A 23,819-nucleotide genomic window follows, 5' to 3' on the forward strand; every position below is an offset into this window, starting at 1 on the left:
GCGATGAATGAGGGTGAATGGTGATGAAGCATAAAATAGATACTCTTTTATTGAAAGGGCTTTCTCTTCTATTTGAAAATAAGGAATCGTTTTTAAAACGGTGGAAACGTCAGCTGACAAAATTAAATTTTCAAAATGACGGCTTAGCTAGCAAATTTGAAACGATTATTGAGATGGCCTTCCACAAAGCTGCAGACCATAAAAATCTTAACGTTGACTCATTTATCTTTTCACTGTTTTCGGAGTGGCAGGCTCAATTTTCTATAAAAGAAGAAGAATATGATTCTATTTTTCTTCTTACTACGATTGAAAATCTCTTTCATCAATTGCTTGCGGAAAAACCTGCCACAACTTTTTTAGACCATCAAGCCATACAATCCTTCTTTTCTAGAGTCCTTGATCAAACCTTAATAACCCAGCATGTGGAAGCGCAAAATCATAAATGGTTAAAATCAATCATCTCAACCAATATGGTCCCGTTGAAATGGGCAGCTGTGGTGAAAAAAGAACAGTCTGATTATCAAGTTGAAACCGTGGTCTGTTCCGATTCGAATCCAGTGGACAGCCATTTACTTGATATCTGTACAAGTTTAAAAGCGGTGGAAATAAACCACCTTTCGTTAGCAATTCAAAAATTAGTAGGTGTCAGTACCGATAAAGAGAAAATAGTCCAAATACCATGTATGAATGATTATCTCCTTATTAGTTCGGAGGATTTGTTGACTGGAGAGCAAATTTCTTTTATTAAGGGAATGTACTTACGGCAATTAAAGCTTCAACAGCTTGAAAGTAAAATGGAATGGAAAGATGCTTCCCTGCTATTTCTACAACATCTGCTCCGTACGAAAAGTGTAGACGATACCGTTAATGCAATTACTAGAGGACTAGTGGATTATATGCCATTCAAGCGCTGTGCCTTATTTTTATATAACCACTATGTTGACAAAGGGATAGGTGTTTCTGGTTATAACGTGAGCGATTCCACTATCCAGCAAATAAAAGAGGAAATCTTTTCTCTTCCCTTAATAGACAAATACTTTTATTGCCTAAGTCATTCCCAGCCTTTATATTTTTCGCAGGCGCTCGATATCTTACCGAAAAGATATGTGCAGGAGTACCAGCTTAGATCGCTTGTTGTCCTGCCTATTTTCGTACCAACCAATAGCAAGTTACTTGGGATTGCCCTGTTAGATCAAGGGGCAGATACATCATTTGAGGTTTTGCCTGAAACGATGACGACATTAATTAAATTTGGCCAATATGCTGGAGAGCTTTTGTATTCGATATGGGATGAGGCACTACAGCAATTCGGCGGACCGCAGACCATTTTAACACTTAGGGAAAAAGAAGTCCTGCAGTTAATTGCTGATGGGGCTTCCATTAGTGAAGCAGCGGTTAAGTTACATCTTAGCAGTTATACCGTCCGAGATTATGTATCAGCGATTATTCAAAAGTTAGCCGCAAAGAACCGAACCGATGCAGCTGTAAAGGCGATTAAAATGAAATTAATATCGTAAGGCGGCCAATATGTACCAAAAAGATATAGTTGCCTTTCTTGCTGGGTAGAGATAAAATGAACAATTAAGATAAAAAGCAAGGGGGGCTGCTTAAATGTGGAAAGAATTTAAACAGTTTGCCATGAAAGGCAATGTGATTGATCTAGCTGTTGGGGTGATTATTGGCGGGGCATTTGGAAAAATCGTCTCTTCACTGGTCGCCGATATCATTATGCCAATTGTTGCGTTGTTACTAGGGAGAGTGGACTCCTTTGCAGATCTTTCGTTTCTCGGCTTGAACTACGGGAAATTTATCCAGTCGGTGGTTGACTTTTTTATCATTGCATTTTCCGTTTTCCTATTTGTAAAGTTCATTAACCGTTTTAAAAAGAAGGAAGCACCAGCGGAAGTCGTGGTAAAAGTCGAACGGCAGGAAGAGCTATTGGCGGAGATTCGTGATCTTCTAAAAGAAAACCAAGAATTTTTTAGAAAAAATGAAACATCTTGACCACTTATACGTATATGTTATTAAGGAAGTCAGGGACTAAAGACTTTCTATCAAATTCATTTTGAGGTGAAGATTTTGTATACACAAACATCTACTGAATTTATGCCTTCCGTTTTAAGGACGTTTGCACTTTCATTAGCGATCGCCTTCTTAGGGACGATGGCAGGGGCATTTGTCGTACCGCCTGGATTGTTTATGCCGTTAATGATTTTAGAGTTTATTATGTTGATAACCGCCTTTTTCTTTAGAAGGAGAAAAGCTGTTTCTTATGGCTTTTTGTATATCTTTACTTTTATCTCGGGGATTACGTTGTATCCAATCGTAGCTTACTACCTGTCGACTTCTGGAGCAAATGTAGTCGGCATGGCATTTGCGAGTACAACCGTAGTCTTTACAGGGATCGCCATTTACGCCGCAAAGTCCAAACGTAATTTTTCTTTCTTGGGCGGGTTTTTACTGGCAGCTATTTTAGCATTAGTAGCCATTTCGGTTTATAATATCTTCTTTCCTTTAAGCTCGACAGGAATGCTTGCATACTCATTTGTCGGCGTTTTAGTTTTTAGCGGATATGTTCTTTTCGATATTAGCCGTATGAAGCACTACGGAGTAAGAGCAGAAGATGTGCCGTTGATGGCATTAAATTTATATCTCGATTTTGTAAACTTATTTATCAGTATTCTTCGTATCCTTGGAATTGTTTCAAGTAGAGACTAAAAAACAGGAGTTTGGCAAATTGCCAAGCTCCTGTTTTTTAGTTCTGTTTGATAACTGTGCCCCCTACTCTATGAAAAGTTCATCGTTCCGCTGCGTTCGTAACCATACCTTTCATAAAAATAGAAACCCCAATCTTTTTACAGATCGTTAAATAGTGCATGAGAGCTAAAAGAACTGCCCCTGTATTCATGCCGATAATCACCCCATTCATCTGCCAGTCGTGGGAGGAGCCAAGCCACAGGACTAAAGCAAAGGAGATGATCGTTGACCAAATTATATGAAAAAATAACTCTTTTAACATATCAAGACCAATTAAAAAAGCCTGCATTGGCATGATAAAGAAATGAAAAAGAAAAAACGGCCAGAGCAGCTGCAAATAAACAGCAGATGTATCAGATTTAAAAAATAAGGAGGTTAGTTCCGGAGCGAAAAAGTAAAAAATCGTCACAGCAGGAACACCATATATAAACGTAATCGTCATCACCTGCTGGAGCATTTTTTGCAAGGTTGCGTAGTCCTTTTGTGAATGGGTCTTAGAAACGGCCGGAATCAGTACAATCATTAATGAGTGTGCAATAAAAGCCGGGAAAAATCCAATCGAAGCCGCCACCCCCATCAGCATGCCGAATTGCTGAGTTGCCAGGGTGCTGGATACTCCAGAGTAAACCAAGGCCCCCTTGATAACAAACGGTTGAACGGCATTCATGACCGCTGAGAAAAGCCGGAGGCCTGTCGTTGGAATCGACACTGCGATTAAGTTTTTCCGTACCCCTTTCCGGTTCATATTAGAGAAAGGCTTCCGCTTTAACTGTTGAAATTGAATGATAAACAAGTAGAACAAATATAAAAACATCACAACCTCACTGCCAATCAGGGCGCAAATAGCAATTAATAAGGAGGCCTCCGCATCAAATTCAAAAAAGCGAAAGAGGATAAACAATCCCACAAGCTGGACAGCTTTACGAAGAAAGTTGGAGACTGCTATTTTCCCCATTTCTTGGACACCCATAAAGTACCCTCTTGCTACAGAGGTGAAAGAGATAACTGGGATTAAAATCAAAACCAGCCATCTGACATATGGATGGTAATTATCAAATACAGAGATAAATGGAAGGAGCGCAGCTGCCGCTAAAAATAGAATACATGTAAACGTGATCGTAATGGTCATGGCATGGTAAAGAATAGTGCGGTGATATCGCTGCTCCCTTTCAGCAACGAACTTTGAAATGGAGACCTGTAATTCAAAGCTAGACAACAACACCAGTAAAAAAATGGATGGAAGGATCGTCATATAAAGTCCGAGCCCATGTGATCCTAATTCTCTTGCCAAAATCATATTGATTAGAACCTCAATCATTTCACCTAAGAACGCAGAAGCAGCTAGAAAAAAGATTCCTTTATAATAAATACCCAATTTGCAAATCTCCCTTACTCTCATCTCTTTTAATAACTTATGAGACAAGTCCCTTGAATAGTAGGAGAAATTTTTAAAAAGAAAAGGACTGGTGGAAGCCAGCCCTTTTAAGCATTTGTTGAGATTACTTGTTTACCATCGCTTTTTTTCACCAAATAAGTAGTGAAGAAGATAATAAACAGTAATAGTAATTGGGGTAATGTGGTTTCATACGTTGGATACAGTCCGAGCCAGTCAATAAATGGCAATCGTTCCACTGTAGTGGTCGATAGCACATTTGAAATCTGCAGGGCATGGATACTGATTCCTAAAATTTTAAACGCTAAAAAGTAAATTAAGATGGTTGCTGTTCTAAAGAACAAGCGAATTGGAATTCTTACACTGTAATGAATGATGGCAAATCCAGCGATTACTAACACCACAAGGGCCAGACAAATCCCTAATACGAGCTCTGCTAAACCTATATACGGAGTAATGCCGGTATAGAAAATAATCGTCTCAGCACCTTCACGAAAGACCGAAAGAAAACTAATAAAGGCAAAGGAGATGAGACTCCCTTTTGCGATTGCCTGCTGCATTTGCTGATTAATGTATTTATTCCAATTTCCGATACTTGACTTGTTATGAAGCCAAGCCCCGACAGTCAGCATCATGACGACAGCAAGTATACCAGTAATCCCTTCAATATACTCCCTGCTGGATGCTGCCACAAACTTTGAAAAGACAATATTAATAATTACGGCTAGGACGGCACTGGCCAAGATACCTGCTACCACTCCTGTCCAAATCCACTTTTGCTGGGCGGATTGCCCCATCTTTTTCAAAAAGGCAATCAGGGTTGCGACAACTAATAATCCTTCTAATCCTTCACGCAATAAAATTAGGGCTGCATCCCAGAAGGAGTAACTTGTTTTACTTAATAACGGGGCAAGCCGATCTTCTAGGTCCTTAACAATATCGGAGGCTTTATCGGCATTTACATTTTCAGAATCTAATAGACTGATGGCTGTTGGTACTTTCGTTTCGATATCACTGTACAAACTGCTGTCCCTTGTTTGGACGTCGCCTTCCACCATTGGCCAAATCGTCAGGATTTTATTTAACTGCTCACTGGCATCTTTATAATCATTTTGAGATATTGCCTTTTCGGCATCACTTAACAATGTCGCTAAGTCCGTTAAGGAATAATCACCTTTAATCTGGTTCGTTACTTTACCTGCAAGAAAGTTTTCCACTTCACCTTTAAGTTGTTCTAAGTTTTGCCCGGCTTTATCTAAATCTGCAGGTTCCTGTGTAATCGCAATTCGAATCAGAGCTGTGTATTTCTCTATGTTCCCATATGCAGCAATACTCTCATCGTGAACTGCTTTCTCAGAAGCCGTCCACCCATTCATTAATTTTTGGTATTGAAGCTTTAAGGATGCGGTATCTCCTTTTTCGACCGAGTCCTCCATAACAGTTATAAGCGGAAGTAACGGCTTTATCTGTTCTTTTCCTTTTTCTTTATCTTTAGGATTTTGTTCCTCTTCATATTGGACGACTGCACTTGAAAGGGCCGAGAGACTTTTCGAGAGTGCCTCTTTATCGCCGCTGCCTTTAGCTAGTAGGCTTTGAATTTCTTTTAATTCTTTGTCAATCTTTCTAGACTGTTGGCTATCTGCCTTCTTAATTGACTTCCACTCACTAGCAAACTGCTCCATGTTTTTGGCAACGACTGCCTGCTCGCCATCCTTTGCCTTCATTAAACTATCACCAATTAGTACAAATAATTCATCACTATTTTCGGCAGCCTTAACGGGAAGGCTGATTTGAAAAAAACTGATTAGTAGGATGAATATTAATAATGGCTTCCAATTAAAACGATGCATCATTCTCTCTCCTCTGTAAAAGAGCATCCACTAGTTAAATAGTGTCTCTCCGATAAAACCGCCCTGTTTAGTGCCTGGTAAACAAGCAAAAATGGCACTTCCGCGGTGGGATGTATATTCATTTAATTTATCCATTTTAGCCAATCTGTTCTGAATAGGGATAAACTGCTTACTTGGTGTACGCTGGAAACATAAAAACAAAAGGCCTGCATCAAAGCTGCCTGTTTTCAAGTCCATTCCATCCGCATAGGAATAGGCCCGGCGAAGAATCTGCTGTGTGCCATCGCCATGGGATAAGCGTACATGAGAATTGACAGGGATCATGTCCGCACCGGTTTCTTTCTTCTGAGTGAAATCAGGTTTATCAAATTCATTCTTTTGACCTAACGGTGCACCACTGTCCCGGTATCGGCCAAATGTGTTTTCTTGCTCCTTTAGATTGGTTCGGTCCCATACCTCAATAAACATTTGAATCCGGCGCACTACAAGGTAACTGCCATTAACAAGCCAATCGGGTTCATCACCCGGCTGAACCCAGATATGCTCGTTAGTCTGTTTTTTACTATCAACATCCGGGTTGACTGTACCATCTTTAAAACCGAATAAGTTTCTCGGAGTTTCCTTTTTAGGATCGGCCTGCTTCGTCCGCTGGAAACCAGTTTGCGCCCAGCGCAAGGTCGCTTTCCCTCTGGCGATTCGAATAAGATTTCTGACCGCATGAAAAGCTACCTGCAAATCATCGGCACAAGCTTGAATACACAGATCTCCACCGGTCCATTCCTCTTCCAATGCATCAAGCGGAAAAGCAGGAAGGTCGACCAATTCCTTTGGCTGCCTGTGTTTTAATCCAAAACGGTCTTGATTATCTTTGACAAAAAGACTAGGTCCGACTCCAAATGTAATCGTTAAGTTTGAAGGCGAAAGACCTGCCGCCTCCCCTGTATCATCTGGAGGTAAAAATTCATTGCTAGAAAGTTTGCCGACTGCCTTTCCCTCTGTCATCAAAGCAGAAGCCTTCGTCCATTCTTTAAATAGTTTGGACAAGTCTTCTCGTTTAGATGTCGTTACATCTAAGGAAACAAAATAAACGTGGTTTTGTGGTTTTGTCGTAATACCGCTTTGATAATCACCATAAAAAGGAACAATCTCTTGATTCGACTCAGGGCTGGATGCCTTACTTTCCTTTAGCGAAAGGACACTACCGAGACCGGATGCTCCTAGAATGACTCCGACACCGCCAATTCCGGCGGATTTCAATATATCCCGTCTTGATACCTTTTTTTCAGCTAGTGCCTCTAAGTTGGTTGGATTGTTTGTCAATTAAGACGCCTCCGTAATAATACCTATTTGTGATAGTGGTTCAGCTAGTGCATCAATGGCCTGGCTAAGCTCTTTTACCTGCGCTTCCGTCAATTCTGTATAAAGCTTGTAGCCATCACCATTTTTATGCTGGTTTAATAGACTATACACATCATCAAAACGAGCCTGAATCTCTGTTGAAACGTCTTTGTCTTTTTTCTCTAATGCTGGTTGCAGCAGCTGATAGATTTTCTCCGCTCCTTCAACGTTTGCCGCAAAGTCGTAAAGATCGGTATGGGAGTAGCGGTCCTCTTCACCGGTTACTTTGGATGTGGAAACTTCATTTAGAAGGTCTACAGCTCCGGTTATTAATAAATCCGGCGTTACTTCAACTGTGTCAGCCTTTGCACGTAACAGGTTAACATCTTTCATTAGCTGATCAGCCATTTGTTCATACCCTTTTGTCGTGTTTTCCATCCATAATCCTTTTTCAATCCGGTGATATCCGCCCCATTCTGCTTCGGGAACGTCTCCTTCTCGCGCATCAATCTTTGGGTCGAGGTCACCAAAACTCTCAGCGATTGGTTCGGCGCGCTCATAGTGCATCCGAGCTGGTCCATAAAGCTGTTTTGCTTTCTCAATATCACCGCTTTTAACTGCAGTAGTAAACGCCTCTGTGGCTTTAACAAACTCTTCAATTTCGGTTATCGCATATTCTCTATAATCCGCACTTACCCCTTTTAAAGAATCCGCTGCAGTGTTTTTGGTTTCCTTTACTTTTTCTGTCGACGAAGCTTGATCGGAATTGGAACAACCAAATAGTAGACTGCTAGATAATAGAACAAGGCCAGATAATTTATGTATTTTCATATATTAATTTCCTCCAGGCAGATATTAATGAGAATGATTTTCATTATTATAATAATAACAGTAAATGAGAACAATTTTCAATGATTTTTTTTAAAATTAAAAGACCTTCCAACATATGTTAGAAGGTTTCACGTTTATTTTATTAAGGAATGCTTAAAGGCATAGATCACTGCTTGGGTTCGATCTTGGACATTTAGTTTGCTTAAGATATTGCTAACATGGGTTTTTACGGTTTTCAGGGCGATATATAAGTCATCCGCAATATCCTGATTCGTTTTCCCCTCAGCCATTAAAAGGAGGATTTCCAGTTCTCGGGCAGTTAGTTCTTCATGTGGCAGATGAGTAGTTTTTTGACGCATTTTGACCATCATTTTTCCAGTCACTTCAGGCTCAAGGACCGATTGGCCATGATAGGTAGCACGGACAGCGTTAGCAATTTCACTAGCCTTAGAGGTCTTCAGCATATAACTAGTCGCCCCGGCTTCAAGCGCAGGATAAACCTTTTCATCATCCAAAAAGCTTGTCACGATAATAACTTTAGCCTCAGGCCATTGCTCAATAATTTGCCGAGTCGCTTCAATTCCATCCATTTCCTTCATAACCAGGTCCATCAAAATAATATCAGGGCGAAGTGACAAAGCGAGTTCTACCCCTTTTTTCCCATTATCAGCTTCGCCTACCACTTCAATGTCCGGCTGCGCTGAAAGGTAAGAAGAAACTCCGATTCTTACCATCTCATGGTCATCGACAAACACTACTCTAATCATGCACACCATCTCCATTAATCATCACTGGAACCTTCACTTCCAGCCTTGTTCCTTTATTTTTAACACTAACCACTTTTAGTGTACCGCCTATTTCTACTGCCCGTTCGTGCATGTTCTGCATGCCATAGGATCCAGCTTTCATTTCGTTCACTTCGAAACCAATTCCATCATCTACAATCCTAAGAATAACAAGGTCATCCCGTTTTACTAATAAAACCTCAAATTTACTGGCTTTAGAATGCCTGAGCGTATTGGAAACACACTCCTGCAGGATTCGGAACAGATGATCTTCTACCCCTTTATCTAAGGGAAAATTCTCGACCTTCCAGTTAATATCCATTGTCACCTTTTGAGATAATTCGATTAATAGCTCTTCTATTCCTTCTTGGAGCGTTTTATTTTTTAAGGCAACCGGGCGTAAATGTAATAATAGGGCCCGCATCTCTAATTGTGATTGATGAATCATTTCCTCAACGAGCTTTAATTGTTTAGCATCCCGGTCATCTTCAGATTGGTCTTTTGTTTCGTTGATGGCCGACATCATCATCGAGGCGGCAAATAATTGCTGGCTGACAGAGTCATGCAATTCTCGGGCCAGGCGATTCCGCTCCTGTTCAATGATTTGCTGAATTCTTTCTTCCTGGGCCTCTACCTTTTCAGTAGCTAGCCGCTGTGACAGCTTTGCCTGCTCAGACATTTGCCTGCCAACGTTCTCAATTCTTTTAGCAATGGCTTGGATCTCTGAAACAGAGGGCTTCTCTGGCACTTCTATTGGTCTTCCTTCCTCCAGCTGATGCAATGAATGCTCAACTGCAAGTAATTGTTTACGCCAAAAAAGGCCTGAAATCCCGCCTAAGAATATTCCGATTGCAATACTAAAGACAGGAACAAAAATCACAATCGGTATATTCATGAATTGTCTCGACCATAGTTCCGACCAGTTTCCCAATGGGAATACATAAATTAGAACCGCTCCAATGACTAACGCGATTAGAAAACAAAACAGAATATGCCAGATCATTTGCCGCTGGGTTGAACTCATATCCGGCTCACCTCTAAATTCCCGACCACAAGCGAGGTAACGATTTTCACTTTGGTCTCGGAAGTTTCATAACCGGAAGTTTTCAGGTGGAAAACTTGGTTGAAAATTTTATCTTTGTCATTTCCAAATACTTTAGCCGAACCCACGACACCAGAATGGTGAATACTTACTTCCGTTTCGTATGGTACAAGGATGTGGATATTTCCGATGATATTTCGGATAAAAATAACGGCTTCTCCCTTTGGCAGCAGCGTGTAACTAAGGTCAATAACAGTATCGCCAATCCCCGTTTGGATGTTCACATCATCCCATTCATATACACCGGTAGGCGTTTTTTGCTGTCCAACGAGAATATTACTAAACAATGGTTCCGAACTAATCAACGTTTCTTCTGATTGCTCTGGTTCAGAAGGAACAATATCCGGCACTATTTTTTTTGGCTGCTTTTTTGAATTTATAAATTGAATGAAAAAGTGTAAAAGTATGGCTAGCAATAAAAACTTAAAAGTCATCATATGGACAATACTTAGAACAAAGAAGATGATGCCAACAATAAACAGGAATTTCCCTAGTCTTTTACCTGCCTTTTTTCGGCCTAAATAGATCATCCCGCCTGCAATAAAAAGAGAGAATATCAGCCCTCTGTTAAAAAATAAAATCTCTAAGAGCAAGATTACGATCCCGATGATAACAAGCCAGCTAAGATAATCACTTTTCGTATTTTTAAACATTGGCCACCCTCCCTTTTTAATGCAGTATTTTTACAGGTAAAAGGCGCAGTTACACTACGCCTTTTACCTGCCGGCTCGTCTTGTGCTTGTCACCGATAGACGGGCGCCTTACGCTTTTCTTTTAGGATACCATTTTTTTGACTAAATGGACTTACTTTCTTCTAATTTCATTTCTTTTTCTATTTTGGCAATCCTCGCATCGATCGTATTGCGGTAAAGGGAGCTGTTGACTTGATGCTCAAGCCGATCGAGATAGTTTTCAATTTCCTTAAATTTTGAGTAAGATTGATCGGAATAAGTATGAGCATCCAGCACTTGGTTCATTCGAAGATTTGCCCGAGTTACATTCTCACGGCCCATTAATTCCATCCGGCGTAAATTCATGTCTTTTAATTTATGCTTCATTTCTTCGTATTTTCTTTCTAAATCTCCAAGCTGTCCGGTGACTTGGTCAAGTGATGCTTTGATGCGGCTGGACCTGTCTTGGTATTGTTGATACTCAGTCGAGGCAAAATCAGCTAGCTCTGTTTCCTCCGCTTTTGAAGCAATTTCTGCCTGGTGCTTTCTTTTATTGGCTAACTCTACTGCATGATGGTATTCCCTCGTAAATTCATCCTTTAAAATATATTGACGCTCTAACAGTTTTCTAACCTTTTCTGTTTCTTGTTCACATTCACGAAGGTATTGGTTCAGCATAGCAATGGGGTTTTTATTTTCCTTCTGGTCGAGCGCCTCATGTAAATCGGCAGTAATGGTATTTCTAATCCTTGTAAATAAGTTTGTCATTTTTCATACTCTCCTTTTAAATTAGCATTTTAGTAATTTTTCAATTCGTTCCACTGTTTTTCAAAATTAACAAACGGGTCATCAGCTGCGTTTATTTTGTTGACCTTGCTTTTGTTCCACTTTTTATAAACAAGGTATAAAACATAAGCTGCTGCTACACCAATGATCGCTGGGGCATTGTGTAAAGATGCCATCAGGACGATAAAGCCAATAATTCCAAGCCCAATTCGGCCGCCAATCGATTTAGTCTTTATGAATTGCTTAAAGATGAAATACAGAAGAACCACACTTACGAGTAATCCCACCATGGGACCAATAGTTGACAGCAGGATGACTGCCGCAACACCTCCGGCTAAAAGTAAACCAAATTTTTTCATCTTTGTTTCACTCCTTTCTTTTCTTGTTTTCATCTTACCTTTTTTCCAATACTCCTAAAATTGCGCCTAAGCTTGATTTTTCTATCGGTCTTAAGACGTAGAAAAGGTCAGTCTTCCAAGCTATTGCTTAAAAAACTGACCCTTGACGTGGATTATTTAGAAATAAACATTTGGACCCAGTAATAACCATAGGAGCCGCCCTTAGCGTAACCAACCCCAATTCTAGTGTTGGAGCTTAAAATATTGGCACGGTGACCTGAGCTGTTCATCCATGATTGTACCACCGATTGTGGTGTCGTTTGCCCGGCAGCAATGTTTTCTGCTGCTGAACGATAAGTAATCCCAAAATTCTTCATCATATCAAAAGGACTGCCATATGTAGGACTTGTGTGACTAAAATAATTTTTGTCTCTCATGTCCATTGCTTTGTAGCGTGCAACCCGTGACAATTCCCAATCGGCCGTCATGGCACGTAATCCATTTTTTGCGCGCTCCTGATTTGTTAGCTGAATCACTTGGTTTTCAACTGATTTCACACCGCTTAAATCAGGTATGGTTACCTTTTGACCAGGATAAATCAAGTTTGGATTTTTAAATTGCGGGTTTGCTGAAATAATCTCACTAATTCCAACTTGATACCTGACGGCAATCTTCCAAAGTGAATCTCCTGACTGAACAGTGTAAATTTGTTGGGCAAACGAGACACTAGGAATACAGAAAAGGGATAGTAAAAATAGAAAACTAAACCAAAAAGATTTTTTCATTTTTTCGCCTCCTCGATATATAATTTTGATTTCAAGCTCAAAATATACAGGCAGTGAAAAAATAAACATCCTTTTTTACTTACATTAAATTAAACGGTCTTTGGAGGATTTAAATGTGACAGACATTTCTTGGATGACTTATATCATGTTAATTTTAGCAAGTTACCGATTAACCCATTTGATCGTTTTTGATAAGATTACGGAATTTATCCGCAGACCATTTGTAAAAAAGATTAAGGTAGAAACCAATGATGGAACCACAACAAAGGAAGTCCCCACCTCCATGTTTGGCTATTTATTAAAATGTTATTGGTGTGCCGGCGTCTGGAGCGCGGGTATTTTAGGTGGCTGCTACCTGCTTTTTCCTAAAGTCACCTTCGTGATTATTTTAATTCTCTCCATTGCAGGCGGCCAATCGATTATCGAAACTTTTGTCGGTGTGAACATCAAAAAGGTCGATTACTACTCCGAGCTTCATAAGAAAGACAGAAACAAAACCTAAGACAAGTGGAAAAATTACGAGCCCCTGCGCATATATTTAGATATGCTTCAACACTAGGCATATCTAAAGGGGGATTTTCAGGTGGCCATTTGGTGGATTACGACCATCGCTTTTGTCCTTTGTCTTGGTTTTGCAGGTGGAGTCTTTATTCATTTCTTACGACAGGGACTGGATACAGACGACCCCAACCGGATTGATAAAATTAATTCTGATCAAGAATCAATGTAACCTCCATCATTCCTTTATGTACTAAGGACTCGCTAAATTAGGCGAGTTTGCTTTTTTTAGTGACTGTGTTAATCTTGTATGTTGATTTCCGCTCCAGGCGGCTTCGCTTTCCACGGGCATGCCGGGGAGCCTCCTCGGCGCTTTAGCTCCTGCGGGGTCTCCCCTGCCCCGTACTCCCGCAGGAGTCTTCGCCGCCTTCCGCTCCAATCAACATGCTAAAAATCAACAATATTCTTTAACACAGCCTTTTTAGTAGAAAATAAAATATTCCTTCCTCACATGATTTTTTCTTTTTAGGAAAAATTAAACATGTGATTATTTTGAAGTGGAGGAATACATATGAGTTCATCTGAAAACACCCAAAAGTTTCCTCGAACATATTGGCGTGAAATCGAACTGCCTGCATTTAAGTCTTTAAATCAGGATATTAATGTGGATGTAGCCATTGTGGGTGCTGGGATTACAGGTATTACGGCCGCCTACCTCCTGACAAAGGAAGGAAAAAAAGTAGCCCTGCTTGAAGCAGGCGGAATTTTAAACGGAACAACTGGGCATACAACAGCCAAATTAACGGCTCAGCACGGCCTAATTTATGATGAGTTTATTAACCATCTTGGAAAAGAAAAGGCGAGATTATATTATGAATCAATGATGATGGCTGTTCAGTTTGTGGAGAATACCGTGAACGAGAAAGGTATTAAATGCGACTTTAGTAAGCAGGATGCTTATGTTTATGCGACAACGGAAGAGTATGCAGACAAGCTTAAAACCGAATGGGAGGCTTACAAGGATCTAGATATTGCTGGAGCCTTAAAAGATTCGATTCCATTTAATATTCCTGCAAAATTGGCATTAATGATGAGTAATCAGGCTCAGTATCATCCCCTTAAATTTTTAAAGGCCCTTTTGGATGAAGCGGTTCAGGCAGGCTGTTCTGTTTATGAAAATACCGTTGCTGATGATATAGAGGACGATTTTTCAGAGCCAAAGGTGATCACAAAAGACGGCCACAGGGTGACAGCTAAACAGGTAATCATTGCTTCGCATTTTCCTTTTTATGATAAGCCGGGACTGTATTTTGCAAGAATGTACGCTGATCGTTCTTACGCAATCGGTGTCAAAACAAAGCAAGAATACCCAGGCGGCATGTACATCAGCGCTGACAGCCCCACCCGTTCGATCCGTTATACCCCGCTCGATAATGGAGAGAATCTGTTGATTATTGGCGGAGAAAACCACAAAACAGGTCAGGGAGTTGACACGTTAAAGCACTTTGACAAGCTGCAAACCTTTACAGAAGAAGTTTTTGGCATAAAGGAATACGAATACCGCTGGTCTGCTCAAGATAACGTGACCTTGGATAAACTGCCTTACATTGGACCCTATACGGAAGATCGAAAAAATGTTTTAATTGCCACTGGTTATAAAAAATGGGGAATGACCACAGGGATTCTGGCAGGGCATATTTTAAAAGATTATATTGTCAGTGGTTCGAGTCCATATGGAGCGTTATATACACCATCCCGTTTTCATGCGGATCCCGATTTAAGGGAAGTAATTTCAACGAATGTAGATGTGGCCAAACACTTACTTAAGGGTAAGCTTGAAGTAGTTGAAAAAGTACCGGAAGATCTACAGGAAGGTGAAGGCTCGGTTGTTACGTACCGTGGAAAAAGAGCCGGGGCCTATAAAGACGACAAGGGGAAACTCTATATTGTCGATACTACCTGTACCCATCTCGGCTGTGAATGCGAATGGAATCATGCCGAAAAATCTTGGGACTGCCCTTGCCATGGCTCCCGCTACTCATATGCAGGCGATGTGATTGAAGGACCAACCAAGAAAGCATTGGAATTACTTAAAGAAGAATAATTTTAAGAAGAAAAAATCAGCTGAACTAAATTTATTAACAAAATATCTACGGATATTAACAAAAGATGGACATATTGTCAAAATAATCTTGGATATTAACAAAAAATCAGTTATTTTAACAAAAATCCAGAATTATAAACTATCCAGTACTGAGTCCCCTTGAAATTCAAAACGCCCCCATCCATTGGAGGCGTTTTTCTTAATTTATTTATTTGCTATTCGGACGGTTCCGTTTCAATTCTTCGCCAGTTGTAAATTCCACTAATTCTGCACTATCCTTCATGCCTTTTTTACGATTATTATTACGCTGGGCATTGGCATTACCAAGTTTCTGTCTTCCCACACTACCATCTCCTTTTCAAGAAAATCATTTATAGTATGGATGAATCAGAATCCCCCTATTCCTTTCCTAAAACTGGAGGTTTTCGATGGCCAGTCATTTGTTCAAAAGCAAAGGCAATTTCAATTAATACCGGTTCACTAAAGGCAGTTCCAGCAAACGAAAGACCAACAGGTTCTCCTTCTTGCGTGTAACCAATCGGTACTGTTATCGTCGGATACCCAGCCTTAGCACTTATATGCGACCCCTCGTCACTTGGAATGATAACCACATCTAATTGATTCTTTTCAAGTGCATAATCCATCCCCTGCTCGGTGGAATGATAAAGATCAAACTCTAATGCATCAATGTAAGCTTGTTCCGTAAGTGACCCGCTTGTTGCTTCTGATTCAACGAGTACAGCTTGTCCATACTTAAGCATTTGCTCTTCATTTTGATTATTAAAGGCAATTAAATCAGCAAGCGTTCTAATTGGAATTGAGGGATGAAGATTACTTAAATAAGCATTTAGGTCTGGCTTAAATTCATAGGTTAAAACATCATATTTCCACTGGGCTTTGACTGAAGGGATGAAAATATTCTCAATTACCTGAGCCTCTGACTTTCTTATTACATCCAATGCGGTTTTTACGATGTCTGCCTTATCTTTATCTAGAAGCTCGATAAAACCTTCTGTTGCGATACCGATTCGTTTCCCTTTAAGACCATCACCTCGCAGAAATTTCGTAAAGTCTGTCCCTATTAATGGATTTGTTTTCGTAATAGGATCGCGGTCATCCATTCCACATAAAGTTGTCAATAAAATAGCAGCGTCTTCAACCGTCCTCGCCATCGGGCCTGCCGTATCCTGGGTATGTGCTATTGGGATAATCCCTCTCCTGCTGATTAAACCCACCGTGGGTTTAATCCCCACTAGTGAATTCTGGCAGGCCGGGTTTAAAATCGAACCTGAGGTTTCCGTCCCGACTGCAGCAGCTGCAAAATTAGCAGCGATCGCTGCTCCCGATCCTGAACTTGACCCACCAACGTCAAATTTTCCAGGTCCATAAGGATTTAGGACTTGCCCGCCTCTTGAGCTATAACCGCTTTTCATACCATAAGCCATAAAATTGGCCCATTCTGTCATATTAGTCTTCCCTAATATAATAGCACCTGCCTGACGTAATTGCTCTGCTACTGCCGAATCCTCTAAGGCAATTGAATCCTTTAAGGCCACTGATCCTGCACTTGTATGCATTTTGTCATGTGTATCGATATTATCTTTGATTAAAATCGGAATACCGTGCAGCCGGCTGCGTGGTCCAGATTTCTTCCGTTCAGCGTCAAGAGCTTCTGCAATATGTATGGCATCTGGATTAACTTCCAGAATAGAATGGATCGACTTATCAAAAATAGAAATTCTCTTTAAATACAGCAGAACAAGCTCTTTAGAGGTAAGCTCGCCAGTTGTTAGTTTTTCTTGCATTACACTGATTGAGGCCTCCTCTAGCCACTCATCAGATAGTTTTTTCAATTTTGGATTTTGCATAATTTTTTCCCTCCTCTTCCAGATAAATAATTCAAGTTCTCCTATAAGTAATCCTTCTTTTATAAAAGGCTGTGTTAAAGAATATTGTTGATTTTTAGCATGTTGATTGGAGCGGAAGGCGGCGAAGACTCCTGCGGGAGTACGGGGCAGGGGAGAGCCCGCAGGCGCTAAAGCGCCGAGGAGGCTCCCCGGCACGCCCGCGGAAAGCGAAGCCGCCTGGAGCGGAAATCAACATACAAGATTAACACAGCCTTATAAAAAGAAGCAGTGGAATACACCTAAGTAGTTCAGTTATCGAGTAGAAAATTAAAATGCCACAACTGAACTATCAACCTGATTAACACTGCTTTTGTACGAAAATTAGCAAGTGAATTAGCAAAATAAACGCTTGGGAAACCGAGCGTTTTTTTAGCGTGTCGGAAAACTTATTTGTAAGAAGATTTCCTGACCTCGGACAGAACTGAAGTAATTTAGCATCTGCTGTCCGAAGTTGCCTCGACTTCGGACAGGATTGAAGTGATTTAGCCATCTGCTGTCCGAAGTTGCCTCGACTTCGGACAGGATTGAAGTGATTTAGCCATCTGCTGTCCGAAGTTGCCTCGACTTTGGACAGGACTGAAGTAATTTAGCCATCTGCTGTCCGAAGTTGCCTCTACTTTGGACAGGATTGAAGTGATTTAGCCATCTGCTGTCCGAAGTTGCCTCGACTTTGGACAGGATTGAAGTGATTTAGCCATCTGCTGTCCGAAGTTGCCTCGACTTTGGACAGGATTGAAGTAATTTAGCCATCTGTTGTCAGAAGATGCCTCTACTTTGGACAGGATTGAAGTGATTTAGCCATCTGCTGTCCGAAGATGCCTCTACTTCGGACAGGACTGAAGTGATTTAGCCATCTGCTGTCCGAAGTTGCCTCGACTTCGGACAGGATTGAAGTGATTTAGCCATCTGCTGTCCGAAGTTGCCTCGACTTTGGACAGGATTGAAGTGATTTAGCCATCTGCTGTCCGAAGTTGCCTCGACTTCGGACAGGACTGAAGTAATTTAGCCATCTGTTGTCAGAAGATGACTCTACTTCGGACAGGACTCAAGTAATTTATCCATCTGCATCCGAAGATACCTCGACTTTGGACACAACTGATATAATTTTCCTGATATTTTTCAAAGCTGCCCTATTCTCCGACACTTTTGCCCGTCTGATGTTTTGAGCAGCAAGCGGAAGTTAAAATTACTTATCGTTGACCTTATTTGAATCATAACTAGGAAATCAGCATTACGTTTGTTGCATCAAATAACATATGACCAATAACTATTGTCCATATACTAATTTATATGCCCTTTTTATTGCAAGTTTAGATATGATTCCATACAAACCTTGATGTATCAACAAAAATGAATAGTCCAACTCTATTGTGAATTGGACTGAAAAATACAGTTATAATTTTGTTTTTCTACCTTAAACTGACCTACTTAGGAATACACCACTGCTTCCTCTTACCGTTTAAGCCTTTGCTGTCTTTGTTCTTCCGCCACGATATTTCCTTGATAAAAGACTCTTTTATGGAGCGGGATTTGCAATTCCCGGCAATAACGCTTCAGTTCGCGTTCTTCACGCTCAGTTACAAGTGATATAACCGTTCCGTTTGCCCCCATTCTTCCTGTTCTTCCAGCTCTGTGTACATACTGTGTGATATCCTTAGGGAAATCAATTTGTACCACATGGCTTACACCTTGGATGTCCAGACCACGTGCCGCAATATCTGTAGCAATCAGCATTTTCATTTTTCCATCACGGAAATCCTTTAAAGCCGCCTGGCGTTCGAGCTTTTTCATGTCACTATGAAGCATACCAATTGATAATTCTTTAAATAACAATTTTTCTTTAACTACTTGAATCTCGCCAATATCATTAATAAAGGCGAGCGATTTACTTTTTTCTAGGCGGGCTATTTTTTCAAGAAGCTTAATTTTATCCCTTGGCTCACACAAAAAATAGATATGTTCCACTTCACCAGAAGATGCTATGTCATCTTTTTCAATCCGTAATACTTCAGGGTCATTGGTCAATTCTTTAGCTAACTTTTCTGTCACCTGTTTCATTGTGGCCGAAAATAATACGACTTGACGGTCACCCATAGTCGATTTCACAATCTGCTGAACCGTCTGTAAATGCTCTGGAATTAGCAGCTGGTCACCCTCGTCTAGGACAACCATCTTGACTTCGTGCATTTTCACCTTTTTTTGTTTAATTAACTCTAGTAACCGTCCAGGCGTAGCAAAAATAACCTGAGGACGCTTCTTTAATTTTTCAAGCTGGCGTTTTGGGTTGGCACCGCCAATAATGGATGTACCTCTTATCCCGCTTCCCTCTGACCACTTTTGGAATTCTTGATAAACCTGCATGACAAGCTCTTGTGAAGAGGCTAAAACAACTGCCTGTAAGGAAGGGGCCTTAATGTCGATTTTATGTAACAATGGGAGTAAATAAGCTAATGTCTTCCCAGTTCCTGTGGGTGACTCCGCAATCACGTCTTTTCCTTCGAGGATGAGCGGAACCGCTGACTCCTGAATCGAGGTTGGGGCTTGAAACCCTGACTTTTGCCATGCTTCCTGTAAAAAGGGTTGTAAGGTGTTTAACATTTTGTACTCCTTCTATCTCAAATCATTTTTACGATTATTATTTGTTATTCGATATCGTATTGATACTATCTTATTATTCTTTGGGTGTCTAGTTTGGATTATGCCGGCGTATTGAGGTAAAGGATAACCCAGACCATGTGGTAGGCAAGGACAGATAAATAAAGGACACATGTAGAAATAAGCAGGGCTCGAATCAGTCCTTTAAAGGGTTTGAGATAAAATAAAACAATCAGTATCAGCGGAAGGAATATTTTAATCAAATAAAAATAGGACCAGCCCTCGTCAATAATTTCTCTCATCATCGGGTTTCCCTCTTCAATAAACCCTAATGAGATTCCGACATGTGTCAAGATTGCATCTAACAAACCAGCAGCGAATAAAAAGATACAAGGTTTCATATTTCCTCCTTAACATTCCCTGTTAAACACCATTCTTTCTAAATATAAATAGATCGATACATTCTTTATTACGAACACACAAAAGGAAATAAAAGGCTGCTGGTTAAGCAACCTATGTAATCGTCTCAATTTACGTATTTCCCGCTTGCAGGTTTAGCCACTTCATTAAAATGCTCTACTAAATACATTAGGTTCGAGGATAGCTCCTCCCCACTCATCGGAATCCCATGCCCCGTCACAGCCAATTGCGGTTTCAATTCCGCCAATTTCTTCACTGACTGATAGGCCGCATCCCAATCGGTCGTAAAATATCGCGGCGGACCGCTAATTTCCTGTGTTTGTGTAATAACTTTATAAAGCGATTCTTGCTTTACAGTAACAAAGGCATCTCCGGCAATTAGGGTTCTATCTTGTTCACGGAATAATGAGATATGGCCCGGAGAATGCCCAGGGGTATGGATCCATTTCCAGCCCTCAGGCAGACATGGAATCGTTCCATCGTTTGGAAGCGCCTGAACATGTGCACTAATATCAATCCCATGGTTGGGGAACATCGTTGACATCTTGGCAACAAGCCCGCTGTCCACATTTGGATCTCCTGGTGGATAATTCTCTTTTCCCGTTAAATAAGGAAGCTCTTTTTCATGTGCATATACAGGAATTTCCCACTCCTCTAAAAGAGCGGCAATAGACCCAACATGATCAAAATGCCCATGCGTCAGGATTATCGCTTTCGGTATGGCTTTTTCTCCAAACCTCTCCTGAATCATATCCTTAATTTGCCCAGCCGACTTTGGCATCCCGGTGTCAATCAGTACAAAATCAGTTGTCTCACTTGGGTTTCCTATCACAACTAGATTAACAATTTGATCTGTGTAGCAATATATATCTGGCAAAACGGCAACGCCGATCCCGCTCCCAACTGAAGACATCGGAAGAAATGAATCCTCAAATTTACTATCCTGAGTCTGATCCATGCAACTACCCCCTTTTTGATTATTATTTAACCCAGTAAGTAATTTTATGACAGTTTCTCCGCATTACATTATAGCAGACATTTTTGTTTCTAATAAAGAATAACTATTCATAGTTATTCCTTACTTATCTCAAAGAAAGGAAAATCGAAAGGTTTGTGAACATTGTCGCTAATTCGATTTAAACAGGGCAATAGATGATAAAATGAACATCAGGAAAACAATATATCGGAGTTGAATATGATGTTTAGCAAAATTGCACTTTTCGCATCGTTCTTGTTCTTTTTATTTGGAACAACTTGTTTTGCCGCTGCACATTCAGTAAGATCTACTCCTTCATTGGATTCTGTACAGACAGATTCATTTGATAATAATTCAACATCAACTGTGGTGACCATCTCAAATAAAAAACCAAATAGCCAAGCTGCAGACACAAAAAACACCAAGAATCAGACAGATAATGCTGTTCTGCTTATGAAAAAAGACCAAGGCATTCAGCCTTCTTTTAAAGACTACCTTGTTCCTGCAGTAGTTTGTTTTTTCCTCATCATCGTCCTTGGCAGCTATTGGTTTGGTTTTAGGAGAAAGTATGTATAGAAGATATTCATAAACAAAAAAGCGTTTAACCTCAAGGTATACGCTTTTTTGTTCATATCTATTCTTGATGAAAGGCCAGCCAAAATTCACTATTAGAATCAATCATTGCTTTCAGTTCATGGAACGGTATTGAAAAAGTGGGAAAGCCAGCTGCATAAGGAGCAATTTCATAGGGCTGAAAGTAGATATTTAATCCCGCTTCATTTATATAAAACGGCTGATTCGCTTGGATTCCATGGTATTCACCTGGAAGGAGGTATGAGTATTCGTCATTGCTATTGATTTGATCTTCAATTAAATCACTTATCACCTTTACATAAGGACTTCCTGGTTTAAAAAGATCTGCTAACTGGTACAATCGACCCGCTTTAAGGTTTATATGAGCATATTTTTTTAACGGCATTCCATGAGCCGCACAAAATGGATAATCATAACCGGTTATCTCAATCACTACAAGATTTTTCTTAAAAAAAGTAATCTCATAATCGCCTGTGTAAGCGGACTCCAAAGGCGTAACGGATACTCGTTTTACCCCAGCCATTGCTTTTAAAGCATTGTTTACTTGGACTGCATTTTCGATCCCCTTAATCTCGGGATAATAAACGAGATAATCGAAGTTAGGCTTAAATTTATGTTCCACAACAGAGTATTGATTATTTAAGCGATAGGTAGACGCTTGTTTCCAAACCAACTCATTTTTTTGACTAAAGTATATGAGACGCTGATCAATATCACCTTTTATAAGGGTCTTTTCAATGCTTAGCCTCCCGTTTCCGCTTACGTATGGCAAGTGATCCATTCGATTTCCTTGCTTATCTATAAAATAGGTATGTTGATCATCTGAGACAGACGCTAGTCCATCCTGATAGTTCCCCATTTCATGAAAAATAAATCCAGTTAAAACATGTCCATCATGGTCAGCCAAGGCGAAAATGGAACGCATGCATGCTTGTTTCGGATTGATTTCTTTCCCAATGGCGAACCGTTTTTCCCCAATGTTTAAAATTTGATTGTAATTAGCTTTTATTACAAATTGTCTATTTTGATCAATTAATCCATAGAGTTCCTTTCGATTACCTTCGAGACTGACAATGGCACGCCCGTCTATAAATCGTCCGGCAGTTGTATACGCGGGCTCAATAATCATATTACCCTGAACATCGATATAGCCATATAATCCATCGTTAATTTTCTTAAAAGACAGCAGACCTTGACCATAATTTCCAACCCATGCATAGGGGTAGGTATGCAATACTTTTCCTGTAAGGTCAATTAAATGATACTGACCTCCCTTGGATTTTACAAGTGCTCTTCCCTCTGTAAAATCACTGGCCGATTCATAGATGACGGGGATTACCACTTTACCCCGCTTATTTAAATACCCATATAGGTAATTACCGTCCTTGTCTATTTCTACAGCTTCTACACGTCCCTCCTTATATTCGGGATCGATTAAAGCGTAAGCTTTTTCAGTAATCTCTTTCCCACTTTCATCGATAACCTTGAAACCTGCATGGTCATTAACCACCGACCGTCCTTCCAGAAACGGCTGAATTGTATCATATTTGGGCTTCACAATAAAATATCCTTTTTCATCAATAATGCCCGATTTATCTATAAGTCCAACGACAGCTAAACCATTGTCTTGAAAATCCGCAGCATGGTCATAGATTGGAGGTAGAATAAATTTGCCCTTCGCATTGATATATCCCCACTTGCTCCCGCCTATTTCTCTTATCGATGCAGGATATAAATAAACGGCTCTTGTGTCAAAAAATTCATTAAGGATTCGAATTGCCCTTTCCTCGATTAATTTTGAAACCGGAAAATAGGATAAACAGGATTCACACCTGTACTTTAAAACAAATAAATAAGGCTGTTGATGATACCGATAAAGGCCAAAGACTTCATTAATTCCATCCCCATCTAAATCTCCCCAGCTAAGAATGGCCTGATTGTTTAGATATTCGATTTCTGCTCCATCAGGGAGGTAAGGCATCACAAGACGTACCTCTCGATTAGATCCCACCATTGTTATTCACCCATTTTTTTAATATATATATGAGTTTAATAGGCGGTGTGTGTGATGATGATTTTTACAAATTAA

At 40.3% G+C, this 23,819-nt stretch carries 23 protein-coding genes; 7 read left to right on the forward strand and 16 right to left on the reverse strand.

Translation table 11 applies throughout. From position 1 onward, the window contains the following. Positions 1 to 23: 23 nt before the first annotated feature. The 3 genes from ACZ9EE_RS11410 to ACZ9EE_RS11420 all read left to right on the forward strand — a co-directional run bounded on the left by ACZ9EE_RS11410 (position 24) and on the right by ACZ9EE_RS11420 (position 2,718). On the forward strand, positions 24 to 1,517 hold the full coding sequence (locus ACZ9EE_RS11410; protein ID WP_476027124.1) for a LuxR C-terminal-related transcriptional regulator: 1,494 nt from the start codon (positions 24 to 26) through the stop codon (positions 1,515 to 1,517). Positions 1,518 to 1,611: 94 nt separating this feature from the next. Beyond that, positions 1,612 to 2,004, forward strand: a complete 393-nt coding sequence (gene mscL, locus ACZ9EE_RS11415; RefSeq protein WP_476027126.1) for a large-conductance mechanosensitive channel protein MscL — start codon at positions 1,612 to 1,614, stop codon at positions 2,002 to 2,004. 102 nt (positions 2,005 to 2,106) lie between these two features. Further along, positions 2,107 to 2,718, forward strand: a complete 612-nt coding sequence (locus ACZ9EE_RS11420) for a Bax inhibitor-1/YccA family protein (RefSeq protein ID WP_476027128.1) — start codon at positions 2,107 to 2,109, stop codon at positions 2,716 to 2,718. A 79-nt stretch (positions 2,719 to 2,797) separates the two neighbouring features. Here ACZ9EE_RS11420 and ACZ9EE_RS11425 read toward each other — a convergent pair whose 3' ends face one another. The 10 genes from ACZ9EE_RS11425 to safA form a co-directional block, all read right to left on the reverse strand. Then, a complete protein-coding gene (locus ACZ9EE_RS11425; protein ID WP_476027130.1) occupies positions 2,798 to 4,132 on the reverse strand; it encodes a polysaccharide biosynthesis protein in 1,335 nt (444 codons plus the stop codon). 107 nt (positions 4,133 to 4,239) lie between these two features. After that, complete coding sequence (locus ACZ9EE_RS11430; protein WP_476027132.1) at positions 4,240 to 6,003, reverse strand: FTR1 family iron permease; 1,764 nt, start codon at positions 6,001 to 6,003, stop codon at positions 4,240 to 4,242. A 27-nt stretch (positions 6,004 to 6,030) separates the two neighbouring features. Continuing rightward, complete coding sequence (gene efeB / locus ACZ9EE_RS11435) at positions 6,031 to 7,320, reverse strand: iron uptake transporter deferrochelatase/peroxidase subunit (protein WP_476027133.1); 1,290 nt, start codon at positions 7,318 to 7,320, stop codon at positions 6,031 to 6,033. Beyond that, the gene (gene efeO / locus ACZ9EE_RS11440) at positions 7,321 to 8,169 is read right to left on the reverse strand and encodes an iron uptake system protein EfeO (RefSeq protein WP_476027135.1); all 849 of its coding nucleotides are present in this window, start codon (positions 8,167 to 8,169) and stop codon (positions 7,321 to 7,323) included. It abuts the gene before it with no gap. Positions 8,170 to 8,303: 134 nt separating this feature from the next. Then, positions 8,304 to 8,936, reverse strand: coding sequence for a response regulator (locus tag ACZ9EE_RS11445; protein ID WP_476027136.1), 633 nt, complete (start codon positions 8,934 to 8,936; stop codon positions 8,304 to 8,306). After that, entirely contained in the window at positions 8,929 to 9,978 is a 1,050-nt protein-coding gene (locus ACZ9EE_RS11450; protein ID WP_476027138.1) for a sensor histidine kinase, read from the reverse strand. The genes ACZ9EE_RS11445 and ACZ9EE_RS11450 overlap by 8 nt, the downstream gene beginning before the upstream one ends. Then, complete coding sequence (liaF, locus tag ACZ9EE_RS11455) at positions 9,975 to 10,709, reverse strand: cell wall-active antibiotics response protein LiaF (RefSeq protein WP_476027140.1); 735 nt, start codon at positions 10,707 to 10,709, stop codon at positions 9,975 to 9,977. Before liaF ends, ACZ9EE_RS11450 begins: the two co-directional genes overlap by 4 nt. Positions 10,710 to 10,850: 141 nt before the next feature. Further along, entirely contained in the window at positions 10,851 to 11,495 is a 645-nt protein-coding gene (locus ACZ9EE_RS11460; protein ID WP_476027142.1) for a PspA/IM30 family protein, read from the reverse strand. Between the two features lie 29 nt (positions 11,496 to 11,524). Continuing rightward, positions 11,525 to 11,872 (reverse strand): lmo0954 family membrane protein, encoded by a 348-nt coding sequence (locus tag ACZ9EE_RS11465; RefSeq protein ID WP_476027144.1) that lies wholly within the window; start codon positions 11,870 to 11,872, stop codon positions 11,525 to 11,527. 152 nt (positions 11,873 to 12,024) lie between these two features. Next, the gene (gene safA, locus ACZ9EE_RS11470; protein WP_476027146.1) at positions 12,025 to 12,636 is read right to left on the reverse strand and encodes a SafA/ExsA family spore coat assembly protein; all 612 of its coding nucleotides are present in this window, start codon (positions 12,634 to 12,636) and stop codon (positions 12,025 to 12,027) included. Positions 12,637 to 12,751: 115 nt separating this feature from the next. On the opposite strand from safA, the gene ACZ9EE_RS11475 reads away from it, so the two are divergent. From ACZ9EE_RS11475 to ACZ9EE_RS11485, 3 genes are all read left to right on the forward strand, one after another. After that, the gene (locus ACZ9EE_RS11475) at positions 12,752 to 13,138 is read left to right on the forward strand and encodes a DUF1360 domain-containing protein (protein ID WP_476027148.1); all 387 of its coding nucleotides are present in this window, start codon (positions 12,752 to 12,754) and stop codon (positions 13,136 to 13,138) included. Positions 13,139 to 13,219: 81 nt separating this feature from the next. Beyond that, positions 13,220 to 13,366 (forward strand): hypothetical protein, encoded by a 147-nt coding sequence (locus tag ACZ9EE_RS11480; protein ID WP_476027150.1) that lies wholly within the window; start codon positions 13,220 to 13,222, stop codon positions 13,364 to 13,366. 339 nt (positions 13,367 to 13,705) lie between these two features. Then, on the forward strand, positions 13,706 to 15,238 hold the full coding sequence (locus ACZ9EE_RS11485) for an FAD-dependent oxidoreductase (protein ID WP_476027152.1): 1,533 nt from the start codon (positions 13,706 to 13,708) through the stop codon (positions 15,236 to 15,238). A gap of 208 nt (positions 15,239 to 15,446) precedes the next feature. Here the strand turns inward: ACZ9EE_RS11485 and ACZ9EE_RS11490 are convergent, their stop codons facing one another. From ACZ9EE_RS11490 to ACZ9EE_RS11510, 5 genes are all read right to left on the reverse strand, one after another. Next, positions 15,447 to 15,581 (reverse strand): hypothetical protein, encoded by a 135-nt coding sequence (locus ACZ9EE_RS11490; protein ID WP_275677366.1) that lies wholly within the window; start codon positions 15,579 to 15,581, stop codon positions 15,447 to 15,449. 55 nt (positions 15,582 to 15,636) lie between these two features. Further along, positions 15,637 to 17,106 (reverse strand): amidase family protein, encoded by a 1,470-nt coding sequence (locus ACZ9EE_RS11495; RefSeq protein ID WP_476027154.1) that lies wholly within the window; start codon positions 17,104 to 17,106, stop codon positions 15,637 to 15,639. A gap of 1,491 nt (positions 17,107 to 18,597) precedes the next feature. Then, positions 18,598 to 19,743, reverse strand: a complete 1,146-nt coding sequence (locus ACZ9EE_RS11500; RefSeq protein ID WP_476027156.1) for a DEAD/DEAH box helicase — start codon at positions 19,741 to 19,743, stop codon at positions 18,598 to 18,600. A gap of 98 nt (positions 19,744 to 19,841) precedes the next feature. Next, complete coding sequence (locus tag ACZ9EE_RS11505) at positions 19,842 to 20,141, reverse strand: DUF5658 family protein (RefSeq protein WP_476027157.1); 300 nt, start codon at positions 20,139 to 20,141, stop codon at positions 19,842 to 19,844. Positions 20,142 to 20,266: 125 nt separating this feature from the next. After that, a complete protein-coding gene (locus ACZ9EE_RS11510; RefSeq protein WP_476027159.1) occupies positions 20,267 to 21,118 on the reverse strand; it encodes an MBL fold metallo-hydrolase in 852 nt (283 codons plus the stop codon). A 237-nt stretch (positions 21,119 to 21,355) separates the two neighbouring features. On the opposite strand from ACZ9EE_RS11510, the gene ACZ9EE_RS11515 reads away from it, so the two are divergent. Continuing rightward, complete coding sequence (locus tag ACZ9EE_RS11515; protein ID WP_476027161.1) at positions 21,356 to 21,712, forward strand: hypothetical protein; 357 nt, start codon at positions 21,356 to 21,358, stop codon at positions 21,710 to 21,712. Positions 21,713 to 21,770: 58 nt separating this feature from the next. Here the strand turns inward: ACZ9EE_RS11515 and ACZ9EE_RS11520 are convergent, their stop codons facing one another. Next, positions 21,771 to 23,744 (reverse strand): WG repeat-containing protein, encoded by a 1,974-nt coding sequence (locus ACZ9EE_RS11520; protein WP_476027163.1) that lies wholly within the window; start codon positions 23,742 to 23,744, stop codon positions 21,771 to 21,773. Positions 23,745 to 23,819 lie beyond the last annotated feature (75 nt).

The organism is Bacillus sp. URHA0034, assembly GCF_056280405.1.

Coding starts and splice junctions, on each gene's coding strand:
- ACZ9EE_RS11410 (WP_476027124.1), top strand. CDS start 24: ATGAAGCATAAAATAGATACTCTTTTATTGAAAGGGCTTTCTCTTCTA.
- mscL (WP_476027126.1), top strand. CDS start 1,612: ATGTGGAAAGAATTTAAACAGTTTGCCATGAAAGGCAATGTGATTGAT.
- ACZ9EE_RS11420 (WP_476027128.1), top strand. CDS start 2,107: ATGCCTTCCGTTTTAAGGACGTTTGCACTTTCATTAGCGATCGCCTTC.
- ACZ9EE_RS11430 (WP_476027132.1), bottom strand. CDS start 6,003: ATGATGCATCGTTTTAATTGGAAGCCATTATTAATATTCATCCTACTA.
- efeO (WP_476027135.1), bottom strand. CDS start 8,169: ATGAAAATACATAAATTATCTGGCCTTGTTCTATTATCTAGCAGTCTA.
- ACZ9EE_RS11445 (WP_476027136.1), bottom strand. CDS start 8,936: ATGATTAGAGTAGTGTTTGTCGATGACCATGAGATGGTAAGAATCGGA.
- ACZ9EE_RS11450 (WP_476027138.1), bottom strand. CDS start 9,978: ATGAGTTCAACCCAGCGGCAAATGATCTGGCATATTCTGTTTTGTTTT.
- liaF (WP_476027140.1), bottom strand. CDS start 10,709: ATGTTTAAAAATACGAAAAGTGATTATCTTAGCTGGCTTGTTATCATC.
- ACZ9EE_RS11460 (WP_476027142.1), bottom strand. CDS start 11,495: ATGACAAACTTATTTACAAGGATTAGAAATACCATTACTGCCGATTTA.
- ACZ9EE_RS11465 (WP_476027144.1), bottom strand. CDS start 11,872: ATGAAAAAATTTGGTTTACTTTTAGCCGGAGGTGTTGCGGCAGTCATC.
- safA (WP_476027146.1), bottom strand. CDS start 12,636: ATGAAAAAATCTTTTTGGTTTAGTTTTCTATTTTTACTATCCCTTTTC.
- ACZ9EE_RS11485 (WP_476027152.1), top strand. CDS start 13,706: ATGAGTTCATCTGAAAACACCCAAAAGTTTCCTCGAACATATTGGCGT.
- ACZ9EE_RS11495 (WP_476027154.1), bottom strand. CDS start 17,106: ATGCAAAATCCAAAATTGAAAAAACTATCTGATGAGTGGCTAGAGGAG.
- ACZ9EE_RS11500 (WP_476027156.1), bottom strand. CDS start 19,743: ATGTTAAACACCTTACAACCCTTTTTACAGGAAGCATGGCAAAAGTCA.
- ACZ9EE_RS11505 (WP_476027157.1), bottom strand. CDS start 20,141: ATGAAACCTTGTATCTTTTTATTCGCTGCTGGTTTGTTAGATGCAATC.
- ACZ9EE_RS11510 (WP_476027159.1), bottom strand. CDS start 21,118: ATGGATCAGACTCAGGATAGTAAATTTGAGGATTCATTTCTTCCGATG.
- ACZ9EE_RS11515 (WP_476027161.1), top strand. CDS start 21,356: ATGATGTTTAGCAAAATTGCACTTTTCGCATCGTTCTTGTTCTTTTTA.
- ACZ9EE_RS11520 (WP_476027163.1), bottom strand. CDS start 23,744: ATGGTGGGATCTAATCGAGAGGTACGTCTTGTGATGCCTTACCTCCCT.